A 12,531-nucleotide genomic window follows, 5' to 3' on the forward strand; every position below is an offset into this window, starting at 1 on the left:
GCCATTGTGACGGCGCATACAAAAATAGAGCCGATTTGCTGGCGCTCTCAGCCGTAAAAATGAGGAGGCTCACTGGTTTTAGCGGGCAACGAGCGATAGAAAAGAACGCGGAGAATTTGCTGGCGCACCTTGCTGGTGCAACTGGAGTGCATTTCGTATGAGCAGAAACAAAAACGCTCCCTAAGAGAGCGTTTCTGGTACAACACCATGTATTCCCGGAACATCTGAATACGGGGTATGCGCGTTAGGCGCCAGTCACACGCTCGATCAAAGCATTGGTCAGGTCGGTGCTGATGCGGTTACAGGTTTTGGCAATGCGGAACTGATAGGCAGCATCCATGATTTGATGGATTTCGGTGCTGACGTTGTCACGAATACGCATGTAAAGCTTGGCCTGCGCCACGATATCGTTCAATTCCACGCTGCGGGTTTGATACAACCGCGGGCTAACCTGTTGCAGAGCATTCAGCTCTTTCATGCAGGGATACATGATGTCATCGGTACCCACAGAAGCCATCGGCTGAGCTGGCTGTGTAACGGTAGCACTCGGCGTGACTGGGGCTGGCGCTGGAACACCGGCGGCGGTTGCAGGTTTGTTTTTCGCAGTCTGACACCCTGCCAGCAACACACACAATGCAGCTATGGCGATTGTTTTTTTCATTACTAAAAAACTCCGGGAAACAAAGGAACGGCGTGGTTTACCGCTATTAAAAATGGCTTGGCGTAGCATAGAGTAATAAAGCAAGCATTGACAAGATCTGCGAGGGCCTCATTACTGCTATCAGCATAGAATGCCCGCCAGATTAACATAGAAAAATCTTAAAAAAAATCACTTATCGCCAATTAGAACGACTTACCATTTTGATTTAAATCAACTTTTCTGGAAAAACCAAGCATCTGGCAGATGAAAAATAAAAAAACAATCTCGATCACAGTTTGGTAAAAGATAAGCAGATATTTTGGGTTTTCGCTAATGGCCCATTCAGATGGCATCAAGACCCTTCCTGATTAATTTATATTCGGTGAGTAGTGTTTTTGTGGGATCGCTTTATGACGGTGCTACTTAGCATTCTGTCATGGTCGTTAAGCTGCATGTTGAACGCGCTGATCTTTTCCTCATGGTTCCGCATTTTACGCATTGTTAACCAAAGCAAAGTGCCGAAAAACGAGCCAATATGCTCAATCTGGCAGCAAACGCACTTTTCCCTCACTTTAGTGCTTTGACAAACCCAATACGCCTCGCTATTATTCGCCTCGTTCACACGATTCCTCTGTAGTTCAGTCGGTAGAACGGCGGACTGTTAATCCGTATGTCACTGGTTCGAGTCCAGTCAGAGGAGCCATATTTAGAGAAGCCCGCTTAGGAAACTAAGCGGGCTTTTTGCTTTTCAACGGTGTCTCAGCAGTTCGCCCTATTCCCTATACTTTCACATGCTCCCGCCGTAAATGGTAATCCACCTGGTACTCGCTGGCATTTCTGAACATCACCGAGTAATTCACGAAATCGCCGCTGTCGCTGTATGACAGCGAGGTGATGCGCAAAATAGGTGTCTGTTCATCGACATTCAGCAGCTTCGCCATCTTTTTATCGGCCAGCACAGGCGTGAGGCTCTCATAATTGCCGCGCACGATGATGTGACATTCATCTTCGATATAGCTGAATTTTGACCCCTCCAGGTGGGCAACGGACAAATTGCGATAGAGCTTCGCTGGCATATAGCTGTCTTCTACCATCAGTGGCTTGCCGTCGACCGAACGAACCCGGCGCGAGTAGTAGATCCGTTCATCAATCTTGATGCGCAGCTGGCTGGCGATAGCGGGTGGCGCGGGCATAATAGTAAACTCCAGCACGTCGCTTACCACCTCCTTACCCTGATTGCGCATTACCTCGATAAATCCGGTCAGGTTGGTGGTTTCATGATGCACATCTTTCTTCGCGACATACGTGCCGCTACCGTGGCGGCGCTCCACCAATCCCCACCCCACTAGCAAATCTATCGCTTTGCGAATAGTCATGCGGGAGACGCCAAACTCTTCTGCCAGGCGAACCTCCGCAGGCAATGGGCTGCCAATATGATAATCGGCGGAATTGAGCCGAATGCGTAGTCTGTCGGCTATGGATTTGTAGATCACTGATAGACCTCTCTGGAGTTCCGCGCTGCGCTTAAATAATCCACACCCTATAAATTAATAGGCTGTTTTTATTGAAGTTGCAAACAACCTCATCAAGTGAAAATTCCAAGCGAAATCGTCGTGTACAGTTTTATGACGAAAAGTAGACAACTTGGTGCAAACAAAAACCATGAATGCGATCACGAATCGGTGCGACGGACAAAGATAACCCCTCACGTACTCCCTACTCTGCTTCTCAGACCCGCGTTAAAGAATAAGGTCACTTCCCCTACAGGTTGTTACATGAGGATTTAACATGCTCAGTCAAATACAACGTTTTGGTGGCGCAATGTTTACCCCGGTCCTGCTATTCCCGTTTGCCGGGATTGTGGTCGGTATCGCCATTATGCTGCGTAACCCGATGTTTGTCGGCGAAGCGCTCACTGCACCCGATAACTTATTTGCGCAAATCGTCCACATTATTGAAGAAGGCGGCTGGACGGTATTTCGTAATATGCCACTGATTTTTGCCGTGGGTTTACCTATTGGCCTGGCAAAACAGGCTCAGGGCCGCGCCTGCCTGGCTGTGCTAGTCAGTTTCATGACCTGGAACTACTTCATTAACGCAATGGGAATGACCTGGGGCCAGTACTTTGGCGTTGATTTTAACGTCGACCCGGTGGCGGGAACCGGGCTCACGATGATTGCCGGCATCAAAACGCTCGATACCAGTATTATCGGTGCGATTGTGATTTCCGGATTGGTCACCGCTATCCATAACCGCTATTTCGATAAACAACTTCCCGTTTTCCTCGGTATTTTCCAAGGCAGCTCATTCGTGGTCATTGTTGCCTTCTTCGTCATGATCCCTTGCGCGTGGCTAACCCTGTTCGGCTGGCCAAAAGTACAGATGGGGATTGAATCACTGCAGGAATTCCTGCGCAGCGCTGGCTCGCTCGGCGTGTGGGTTTACACCTTCCTTGAGCGCATCCTGATCCCGACAGGGCTTCATCACTTCATCTACGGCCCATTTGTCTATGGTCCGGCAGTCGTGGAAGGAGGCATTCAGGTTTATTGGGCGCAGCATTTGCAGGAGTTCAGTCAAAGCACGCAGCCGCTGAAAACGCTGTTCCCAGAAGGCGGCTTTGCGCTGCACGGTAACTCGAAGGTGTTTGGCTGTCTGGGGATTGCGCTGGCTCTCTACGCCACCACGGCACCTGAAAATCGAGTGAAGGTGGCAGGCCTGCTGATCCCTGCCACGTTAACGGCGATGCTGGTCGGTATTACCGAACCACTGGAATTTACCTTCCTGTTTATCTCGCCGGTACTGTTTGTCGTCCACGCATTTCTGGCCGCGACCATGGCGACGGTCATGTATATGTGCGGCGTAGTAGGCAACATGGGCGGCGGTCTGCTTGACCAGTTCCTGCCGCAAAACTGGATCCCGATGTTCCACAACCATGCGTCAATGATGTTCACCCAGATTGGCATAGGCCTGATCTTCACTGGCCTCTACTTCGTGGTGTTCCGCTTGCTGATCCTGCGCTTCAACCTGAAAACACCGGGCCGGGAAGAGGCCGAAATCAAGCTCTACAGCAAGGCGGATTATCAAGCATCCCGCCAAGCGAAAGAAACCAAACAAGGCCAGGCTGTCGGTTTTCTCGAAGCTCTTGGCGGAGCAAGCAACATCCTGAGCGTTAACAACTGTGCGACCCGCCTGCGTATTACCCTGGTGGATATGTCGCTGACGCAAAGCGACGACATTTTTAAAGCGCTGGGCGCCCACGGTGTGGTGCGACGCGGCAACGCTATACAGGTGATTGTGGGGCTGAACGTCCCGCAGGTCCGCGACCAGATCGAAAACCTGATGAAAGACGCTTCTTCGAGCGAACTTAAATCCATGACGGAGGCAGTATCATGAATAAATTCTCTGTAGTTGTAGCTGGCGGTGGTAGCACCTTCACTCCAGGTATCGTACTGATGTTACTGGCAAACCAGCACCGTTTCCCGCTGCGCGCCTTGAAATTCTATGATAACGATGGTGCGCGCCAGGAAACCATTGCCGAGGCGTGCAAAATCATCCTGAAAGAACAGGCACCAGACATTGAATTCAGCTACACCACGGACCCCAAAGAGGCATTTACCGATGTGGATTTCGTGATGGCACACATCCGCGTGGGCAAATACCCGATGCGTGAAAAAGACGAAAAAATCCCTCTGCGCCACGGCGTGCTTGGCCAGGAAACCTGCGGTCCAGGTGGAATTGCTTACGGCATGCGCTCCATCGGTGGCGTGCTGGAAATTGCCGACTACATGGAACAATACTCGCCAAACGCCTGGATGCTGAACTATTCCAACCCGGCGGCGATTGTGGCAGAAGCAACCCGTCGTCTGCGCCCTACGGCGAAAATCCTCAATATCTGCGATATGCCCATCGGCATTGAAAGCCGTATGGCGCAAATTGCTGGCCTGAAAGACCGCAAAGAGATGCGCGTGCGTTACTACGGGCTGAACCACTTCGGCTGGTGGACGTCTATTGAGGATCTACAGGGCAACGACTTGATGCCTAAAATCCGTGAATACGTGGCTAAATTTGGCTACGTTCCGCCATCAGATGAACATGGTACGGAGGCTAGCTGGAATGACACCTTCGCCAAAGCGAAAGATGTCTGGGCGTTGGATCCAGAAACCTTCCCCAATACTTACCTGAAATACTATCTGTTCCCAGACTACGTAGTAGAGCATTCCAACCCAGAGCGTACCCGCGCTAACGAGGTCATGGATCACCGCGAGAAGCACGTCTTCGGCTCCTGCAATGCCATTATCCAGGCGGGTAAATCCTCGGCAGGCGAGTTGGAAATCGATGAGCATGCCTCCTACATCGTCGATCTGGCAACCGCCATCGCCTTCAACACCCAGGAGCGCATGCTGTTGATTGTGCCAAACAACGGCGCTATTAATAACTTCGATCCGGAAGCCATGGTCGAAATCCCCTGCCTGGTTGGCAAAAGTGGCCCGCAACCGCTGGTGGTTGGCAATATCCCGCAATTCCAGAAAGGGCTGATGAGCCAGCAGGTGGCGGTAGAAAAACTGGTGGTCGATGCCTGGGAACAGCGTTCTTATCAGAAACTGTGGCAAGCCATTACGCTATCCAAAACCGTGCCGAGCGCATCGGTTGCCAAAGCAATACTTGATGACTTGATTGAGGCGAACAAGGACTACTGGCCTGAGTTGAAGTAAGTAAGGATAGCGTTGCCAACGAGAACCACTTTCCCCTCCCCAAAGGGGGGATAGTTTGATTTCATTGCTCATGGTGATGTATTAAGTCATAGAAGCCCGGATGGTCCGGGCTTCCCATAAAGCAAAATCTGCAGCACAAAGCGTTTTACCAACGTAACACGTTGCCTGCATAGTCAATAAAGTGGTGCCCTCCTTTGCCGCGCCAGGCCAGAACCTGGCTCACAATCCCAGAGCAGCTTTGTTCGACAGTCAGCGTGGCATTGGTTCCGCCCATATCCGTTTGTACCCAGCCCGGATGCACCGACAGCAAAGTCACCTCCCGCTGTGCGGCCGTATCACGCAATCCGCGCGTTAACATATTCAGAGCAGCCTTGCTGGCGGCGTACAGCGGATAGGTTGCCGCTTCGTTCTCATTTAAACTGCCCAACTCCGATGTCATCAACGCCATCACGCCGGTTTGCGCTTTCACCAGCGGTATTAACGCTGCCGCACAGCGAACCGGGGAAAAGGTATTGGTCATAAACAGTTCAACGATCTCATCATTATTCGCCTGGGTAACGTCCTGATGGACTGGCCCGTAAACACCTGCGTTGATAAAGATAAGATCGAATTGTTGTGACAACAGCCGTTCTTTCAGGGCAATCCTTTCATCATGATGATTGATATCTAATTTCAGCCATTGCGTGTCAGCCGGGCTATCAGCAGGCACCGCGCCGCGACAGGTTGCAACTACCTGCCAGCCCTGCATGGATAGCTGCCTGACAATGCCTAAACCTATCCCGCGTGATGCACCGATGATCAGTGCCGAGAATGGAGATGTCATGATTTTCTTCCTAATGCTGATAACGGTAGGTTTTCCCCCAGAATTACTCCGGCTCCACGTGGGTCATTTTGCCCATCACAAAGGCTAAATTAGCCGCCGCGATCAGTGCCGCAGCGTGGGCATCGGTACTCATCTGTTGCGCATAGAGCAGACCATTGGCAGCCTCGTTGGCTACGGTGATGGTCCCCACGCCGTTGCGATAAGACTCCAGCGCGGCGTCGTAGGTAATAAACGCGGTTTTTACCAGGTTCAATGCTGCCTGGTTGGCTTCTAGCGCGGATTGTAACGTATCGGCCGCCACGATAATCTCACGAACCGCAGCCTCCTGCGTCTTTTGGAAAGTCTCGTTTGCCACGGCGGCACGTGATTCGGCCTCTTTCACGCGGGCAGCTCGTATTCCACCATCGTAAAGCGGTACGGTAACGCCCAACAGAATGCTAGAGGAGGACGTTTGCTGGCCAATGGACGGCAATCCCTGAATGTCAAAACGCCCATCGCCACCCGCGACCGCGCTGGCAAGATAAACCTTAGGCAGAAAATCCGCCTCTGCCGCCTTGATACCGGCAGTAGCGGCCTGAGCAGCAGCATAAGTTGCCAATACGTCTGGCCGCTGAGAGAGCGCCAGCTTAATCATCTGCTGGGTTGGCGCACTGGCTGTCTGCGGCAAAGGTTTATCCTCGGCATAGCCCACTTTGATTTGCGATGAGGCAGAAATGCCCATGGATGCCAGCAAAGCCTGCCATGCGTCACGTTCCGTTCCCTGCGCAACAACGCGATTCAATTCAGATTGCGCGACCTGCTGGCGTGCCTGTGCAACTTCCACCGTTGTCGCAACGCCATTTTTGTTACGCGCCAAGGCAGCATCGAGGATTTTCTGGCTATTGCGCAGCGTCTCCTGCGCTATTTTTCGGCGTGACTGGGCCGCACCGTATTGGTAATAGCTGCGCGTAACCTCATAAATAATCTTTTGATGCATGCCGTTAAAGGCGACGTTGGCGGCATAGGAGGTGTGCTTGGCCGCCTGTTGCAAAGCGCTACGCTGGCCAAAATCGAAAATTAACCACTGCAACGCCAGTGCCGGCACTACCGCGCTGCCGGAGGTATCCAGATCGTGTTGGTCGCCAATGTCATAGGGCAACGGCGTTCGCGTTCTTTGGTAGCCGCCAATCACGCTGGCTGACATCATTGGCAAAAATGTCGCTTCAGCCATGCCGACACCCAGTGCAGCCTGCCGCGCCTGTTGCCAGGCGATGCGGGTATCCGGGTTTTGCATCTGGGCAATGTCTATCAGCTCAGGTAACTGATAGATCTGCTGCTGGTTGATCGCAGGCGGTGCAGGGAGTTCTGCTACCGCCGGGTTGGCCGGAACAGCAAATTCATGACTGCTGATGCCGTCAGGTGTCCAGGGAGAGGAAGGGCTAGCCGGAGCCAACGCCAGTTGGTCCGTGGCACAGCCTGCTAACAGACATAATCCCACTGCCGTGCTGAAAGTTCGTATTTTGAAAGTCTGAGTGCGCGGCTTCATCCAAGAAGTTCCTCAAGTCGCCTGATGCTTTGTTGGATCTCAAGTTCAACGGCGGGTGGCAAACCGTTGTTGCTGCCTGTTGGTACTGAGGGATTAATCACTCCACCGCTCGAGGAAAGCCGGCTAAGCCGTTCCACATCGGAGAAGGACTTATCAAAGGGCAAAAACAGCGCCGGACAGAGGTTTTCCATTTCGCCAAGGATCGCTTGCAGACGCCGGTATTCTTCGGGAGAGGGGCGTAGCGATCTTGGCTCAAAAGGAACCAGCCTTAGCGCCTCCCGTGCCGTAGTCAGTTCTTCTTCAACCTCTGCCGCCTGTCTTATCGCTGCCGGGCGCTCTGTTGGCGATAACGCGGCAAGATTGCTTAATCCCGTGACCAGGCTACGGATGCGAGTGCGGACAAAATCAGCAATGGCGACGGGCCACACGTAAGTGAATATCAAATACACCACCAGATTCCCCAGCAGGATCCCGAGTACCCTATCGAGCGCAACGCCCAAATCCGTACTCGGACTAAAGCCATGTAACACGGTCAGTAAGAATGCCAGTCCGATTTGTATGCCCGCATAAGCAATCCGCTCATTGCCGCTCGATACCCAGGCACTGAGCAGCAGCGCGCCGAATACCAACGCCATTAACTGGCCGATATCACTAAGCGACGGAACAATAAAAATCAGCGAAAGCACGCCCATCAATGCGCCTATCAGGCAACCAACAATGCGTAACGTCAGCTTGTGTACTGTCTCTCCCGCAGTGCCTAACGCAGCGACATAACAGGTGATCATGGCGGTATGAATATCTTGCCAGTCCAGTGCGGTATAGACGAGATAACAGATCACGCTGGCCGCCGTGGTCTTTAAGGCAAATTGCTGATGGACGGGATTGGTAAAGGCGTCTGCGGCTAAAAATGAGGCTTTGGGCGCACTGGTGTCTACCGCATTATCTGGCGTTGCAAGTTGCACCAGCGCGTGGGTGACTTCGTCATTTTCCCCACTCTGATTAAACGCTGGGGGTTCAATCCCCCGGCCCGCGGCAATAGCCTCGGCGGCGGAACTGCACCAGTCTGCCAAATTCGGGCGAGTTAACGCCGGTTCGGTTTTATTGAGGGCTGAAATGGCCAGCAGTAACCGATAGCTGCTGTTGACAGCGGCGGTTAACCAGGCAGCCTCTGCGGCAGGCCGCAGATGGAAAATGCGCACGAGCATAGCCCGCTGTTGATGTTCGCTCTGCCCTTCCCGCAACAGCTCCTCTACTTTATACAGGCTGGGGGCATCCGGGTGGCGTAAAGCCTCACCGGCAACCGCTAAGCGCTCTGCCAGACTTGCGCGTAGCAGTTTCCAGGGTGGCCGCCCGATGAAAAGATTAAAGGCTACCAATAGCAGCATCGGGGATGCGGCCATCAGCCAGGCATACAGCACCGCGCGTACCGCTAACTCTCCATTCGGCGCGTCGCCAAGTAGCGACATGATGAAAGCGATCACCAGCGCAATAATGCTGCCTACCGGCCCGAGCTTGCTCGCCGAGCCTAGCCAGAGAAAGGCAAACGAGCTAAGCACCAGCACCGCCATGCGTAAAGGCGCAGATTCCAAGGTATAAGGCAGGATCAGCAAGATCAGCCCCACCACTATGGACACGAGCAGGGTCACCGCAATGGCCATCGCCATACTTTCGGCGGCGTCTGGTTTCATCACGAACAAAATCAGGTAGCAGCTAATGGCTGATTCGGGGATACCGTAAAGCATGGCCACCAGCGTCATCAGCGAGCAAAGCGCACCGACCCGCCAGGCCATCGCCAATCGGCCAGGGAAATAGGCCAAATCGCGTTTCACCTGGCGCAACATTCTGCCCCAGGGGCTGTCAGCAACCATGGTCGTCTCGTACTATTGCTACCGCGCTGGCACCAATTCGCATCAACTCCGCCGGCGGATCTTTAAGGGTTATCCGCACCGGGAAACGCTGTTCGACCCGCACCCAGTTCAGCGATTTTGGGACATAGGGCAGATTTCGTGGAATGTTAAACTGCTCCTCGGAGCTGATCCCCCAGCCAATCCCCTCCACTTTGCCCTGAATCGCACGCTGACGATCGGCCATAACATATACCGTGGCGCAATTCCCCGGTTTAATGTGCGCCAGCTCTGTTTCGCGAAAGTATGCCGAGGCGTGCCAGTGGTCGCTATTAATCAGCGTAAATACCGCCTGATCCGGCATCACAAATTCCCCCGCCGAAACATTCAGCCCCACTACCAGACCATTATGCGGCGCTCGTATCTGGGTATTTTCCAGTTCTTGTTCGGCAATGGCCAATGCGGCGCGGCGTGCGCTGAGCAGGGCCTCAGACTCCGCAGCGCTGCTGATTAATGCCTGCGAAGCGACGGTTTGCTTCAGCGCCTGTTTCAGGCTGATTTCCGCATCGTGTTTGGCTGTCTGGGCATCGTCCACTTGCTGGGCGGTGACATACCCCTTGCCCAGCAGTGGCTGAATGCGCGCCAGAGTCTGGGTGGCAAGCTTGAGGTTGGCTCGCGCCCGGTTTACCTGTTCATCGGTAATAGCCGCATTAGATTGTTCTGCGATCATCGTGCGGTGCTGAGTATCCCAGGCAGCTTGCGCCATCTGCAGTTCCGCCCGTGCCTGCTCGACCCGCAAACGATAAATCGTGGGATCGAGGGTGAACATCACCTCACCTCGTTGGACCCTGCCGTTTTCTGTCACATTAATGGACTGAATACGCCCAGGTACGGAGCTGCTGACGTTCACCACGCTAGCACCGATGACCGTATCCTGCGACGTGGGATTTAACGTGTTTTGACGCAGCGTCAGCCACCCTGAAATAGCGGCAGCAATAACGATAACCACCCCGATGACGATCGCTATCCGACGTTTATTGCCCGGTTGTTTTAACGTGTTCATTTTTAGCGCACTTAGAATAAAAGCGATGACATAAAGGCTACGGCGAGCGCCAGGCAGGTATAGACGAAGAGTCGCCACGGCAGAACTTCGTCAATTCCTGCAAAAATCAGCAGAACGCGCGCTCCTATCGCTACCACGAGGCCAATCCCAGCACAGGCTAGCCAGGCTGGGAAATAAGAGCCGAGCATGGAAAATGCTGGCGCACCAAAGTCACGACACCCGATAAGGCTAAAGGTGCTGACCAGCAATAAGGCCAACGCTCCGTAACGCGTATGGCCTGAACGAAAAAACACAGGCCCCCGGCGCTGACGAAAAGAGTGTGCGCTTGCCATTTTATCTCCCAAAACCGCATTGCGGCGCTGTATTAAACCGCGCTGTTTACCAGCGTATTTTTATAAATTTGCCCATTTTTCATGATCATCTGAAATGCTTCCTCAGGCTGGGCCAGCAGTTGAATATCCGTTAGCGGATCGCCGTCGACAATGATCATATCGGCCAGAGCGCCTGCTTCTATCACCCCGAGCCTCTCGGGATAAGGGTTACGCGGGCCGGAAAGCGCGCAAAGTTCGGCATTCACGCTGGTAGCCATTTTAAGAATTTCAAGAGGTGTATACCAGCGGATCAGCTTGGCAAGCTGAGCTCCTTGACGTGTGGCAAGCCGGGCGTCGAACAGAGTATCGGTACCCCAGGCGGTTTTAATCTGGTGTTTTTTCGCCAGTTGGTAGGCGTTATCGGTTCCTGCAGACATCACCAGTTGCTTGGCGCGTGAAGCCGGATTCGCCATCGGTACGGCATCTTCATCGTCCAGGAAAGGTTGTAGGCACCACCACAGATTCTGTTGCGCCATGAGCTCCACGGTCTGTTCATCCACCAACTGGCCGTGTTCGATGCATTTTACGCCGCCTTTGATCGCCATGGTGACAGCTCGGGCCGTATAGGCGTGAACGGTCACGTAGGTACCCCAATTTTCCGCGGCGGTCACCGCCGCCTGGATTTCGGGCACGGACCCCTCCGTTACGTCGATGCCGTCATAGAGTGAGGCTACACCGCCACCGGCCATAAATTTGATCTGGGATGCCCCCCTCATCAGCTGTTCCCTGGCGCGCAACAGCACCTGGTCGGCACCATCAGCAATGGCGGTTATCCCCACCCGCTCGATATAGCTCAGCGAGTCCGCGGGTGCGCGTGGGACTTCGCTCAGCATGCGAAAATCACCGTGGCCGCCGGTCTGGGAAATGAACGCCCCGGACGGATAAATGCGCGGGCCAACCGTAATCTGCTCATCAATCGCACGTTTCAAACCAAACACCGGCCCGCCCATATCGCGTACCGTGGTGAAACCACGCAGCAGCGTTGCCTGTGCTTCGGCAATGGCCAGCGCCTGGATATAGTTAAAATCGGCCGTCATCGCCGCCATCATGGAAGGACGAGCCATGATGGCATGCCAGTGCGCATCAATCAGGCCGGGCATCAGTACGCCACCGTTGCCGTCTATAATCGTTGCTTCCGCTGGCGGAGGCGTATCAGCAGGTTCAATCGATTTGATTTTGTTGCCTTCAACGATAACCTGCATGCCCTCGCGCAGTTGGTCAGAAACCCCGTCAAAAATCCGTACGTTGATAAACGCTTTCAGCTGCGTAGCGCTGGCGGTTGCATTGGAATGTGTGGATTGTCCTGCGGGTATTGCTGCTGCGACCGTGGCTGTCGTTATCGGCGGCGCTTTCGCCGCCTGGCGGGTTAGCACCGTATTAATGCGTAAAAATGCCGGGCTGTGGCATAGGCATGCCTCAGAATGTTCGTGGGCAGGCAAGTCCATGGCGCTTTGCTGCATAACACATCACTCCTTATCAAATTAAACCGACTTAGCGGGTAACTGCAGGTTTTGTTTAGAGTAATTGTAGAACGTAATCCCTACAATGCTTTA

At 53.5% G+C, this 12,531-nt stretch carries 10 protein-coding genes and 1 tRNA gene; 3 read left to right on the forward strand and 8 right to left on the reverse strand.

Features of this window, described 5'->3' with window-relative positions; translation table 11 throughout:
* Nucleotides 1-244 precede the first annotated feature (244 nt).
* A complete protein-coding gene (locus tag KGP21_RS18560) occupies nucleotides 245-661 on the reverse strand; it encodes a hypothetical protein (RefSeq protein WP_021180266.1) in 417 nt (138 codons plus the stop codon).
* A gap of 606 nt (nucleotides 662-1,267) precedes the next feature.
* Here KGP21_RS18560 and KGP21_RS18565 point away from each other — a divergent pair.
* Nucleotides 1,268-1,343 (forward strand) — tRNA-Asn (locus KGP21_RS18565).
* A gap of 76 nt (nucleotides 1,344-1,419) precedes the next feature.
* Here the strand turns inward: KGP21_RS18565 and KGP21_RS18570 are convergent.
* Nucleotides 1,420-2,133: a GntR family transcriptional regulator gene (locus tag KGP21_RS18570; RefSeq protein ID WP_021805816.1), complete on the reverse strand. Its 714-nt coding sequence runs from the start codon at nucleotides 2,131-2,133 to the stop codon at nucleotides 1,420-1,422.
* Nucleotides 2,134-2,428: 295 nt separating this feature from the next.
* Between KGP21_RS18570 and KGP21_RS18575 the strand changes: the two genes are divergently transcribed.
* On the forward strand, nucleotides 2,429-4,033 hold the full coding sequence (locus KGP21_RS18575; protein WP_223535975.1) for an alpha-glucoside-specific PTS transporter subunit IIBC: 1,605 nt from the start codon (nucleotides 2,429-2,431) through the stop codon (nucleotides 4,031-4,033).
* Nucleotides 4,030-5,352 carry a 6-phospho-alpha-glucosidase gene (locus KGP21_RS18580; protein ID WP_021805818.1) on the forward strand — a complete coding sequence of 441 codons (1,323 nt, stop codon included), beginning with the start codon at nucleotides 4,030-4,032 and terminating at the stop codon, nucleotides 5,350-5,352. Before KGP21_RS18575 ends, KGP21_RS18580 begins: the two co-directional genes overlap by 4 nt.
* 145 nt (nucleotides 5,353-5,497) lie before the next feature.
* Here the strand turns inward: KGP21_RS18580 and KGP21_RS18585 are convergent, their stop codons facing one another.
* The 6 genes from KGP21_RS18585 to KGP21_RS18610 are packed head-to-tail and all read right to left on the reverse strand — an operon-like array spanning nucleotide 5,498 to nucleotide 12,438.
* Entirely contained in the window at nucleotides 5,498-6,175 is a 678-nt protein-coding gene (locus tag KGP21_RS18585) for an SDR family oxidoreductase (RefSeq protein WP_094981611.1), read from the reverse strand.
* Nucleotides 6,176-6,218: 43 nt separating this feature from the next.
* Nucleotides 6,219-7,700 (reverse strand): TolC family protein, encoded by a 1,482-nt coding sequence (locus KGP21_RS18590; RefSeq protein ID WP_218519155.1) that lies wholly within the window; start codon nucleotides 7,698-7,700, stop codon nucleotides 6,219-6,221.
* The gene (locus KGP21_RS18595; protein WP_223535978.1) at nucleotides 7,697-9,568 is read right to left on the reverse strand and encodes an FUSC family protein; all 1,872 of its coding nucleotides are present in this window, start codon (nucleotides 9,566-9,568) and stop codon (nucleotides 7,697-7,699) included. Before KGP21_RS18595 ends, KGP21_RS18590 begins: the two co-directional genes overlap by 4 nt.
* Nucleotides 9,558-10,607 (reverse strand): multidrug transporter subunit MdtN, encoded by a 1,050-nt coding sequence (gene mdtN, locus KGP21_RS18600; RefSeq protein WP_094981613.1) that lies wholly within the window; start codon nucleotides 10,605-10,607, stop codon nucleotides 9,558-9,560. The genes KGP21_RS18595 and mdtN overlap by 11 nt, the downstream gene beginning before the upstream one ends.
* An 11-nt stretch (nucleotides 10,608-10,618) precedes the next feature.
* Entirely contained in the window at nucleotides 10,619-10,939 is a 321-nt protein-coding gene (locus KGP21_RS18605) for a YtcA family lipoprotein (RefSeq protein ID WP_172413924.1), read from the reverse strand.
* 32 nt (nucleotides 10,940-10,971) lie between these two features.
* A complete protein-coding gene (locus KGP21_RS18610; protein WP_223535981.1) occupies nucleotides 10,972-12,438 on the reverse strand; it encodes an amidohydrolase family protein in 1,467 nt (488 codons plus the stop codon).
* Nucleotides 12,439-12,531: the final 93 nt, after the last annotated feature.

This window comes from Serratia sp. JSRIV004, from assembly GCF_019968705.1.
Taxonomy (GTDB): domain Bacteria; phylum Pseudomonadota; class Gammaproteobacteria; order Enterobacterales; family Enterobacteriaceae; genus Chania; species Chania fonticola_B.

Excerpts from the sequence above, each read along its gene's own strand:
- mdtN (WP_094981613.1), bottom strand. The coding sequence starts at position 10,607 with ATGAACACGTTAAAACAACCGGGCAATAAACGTCGGATAGCGATCGTC.
- KGP21_RS18605 (WP_172413924.1), bottom strand. The coding sequence starts at position 10,939 with ATGGCAAGCGCACACTCTTTTCGTCAGCGCCGGGGGCCTGTGTTTTTT.
- KGP21_RS18575 (WP_223535975.1), top strand. The coding sequence starts at position 2,429 with ATGCTCAGTCAAATACAACGTTTTGGTGGCGCAATGTTTACCCCGGTC.
- KGP21_RS18585 (WP_094981611.1), bottom strand. The coding sequence starts at position 6,175 with ATGACATCTCCATTCTCGGCACTGATCATCGGTGCATCACGCGGGATA.
- KGP21_RS18580 (WP_021805818.1), top strand. The coding sequence starts at position 4,030 with ATGAATAAATTCTCTGTAGTTGTAGCTGGCGGTGGTAGCACCTTCACT.
- KGP21_RS18560 (WP_021180266.1), bottom strand. The coding sequence starts at position 661 with ATGAAAAAAACAATCGCCATAGCTGCATTGTGTGTGTTGCTGGCAGGG.
- KGP21_RS18590 (WP_218519155.1), bottom strand. The coding sequence starts at position 7,700 with ATGAAGCCGCGCACTCAGACTTTCAAAATACGAACTTTCAGCACGGCA.
- KGP21_RS18595 (WP_223535978.1), bottom strand. The coding sequence starts at position 9,568 with ATGGTTGCTGACAGCCCCTGGGGCAGAATGTTGCGCCAGGTGAAACGC.
- KGP21_RS18610 (WP_223535981.1), bottom strand. The coding sequence starts at position 12,438 with ATGCAGCAAAGCGCCATGGACTTGCCTGCCCACGAACATTCTGAGGCA.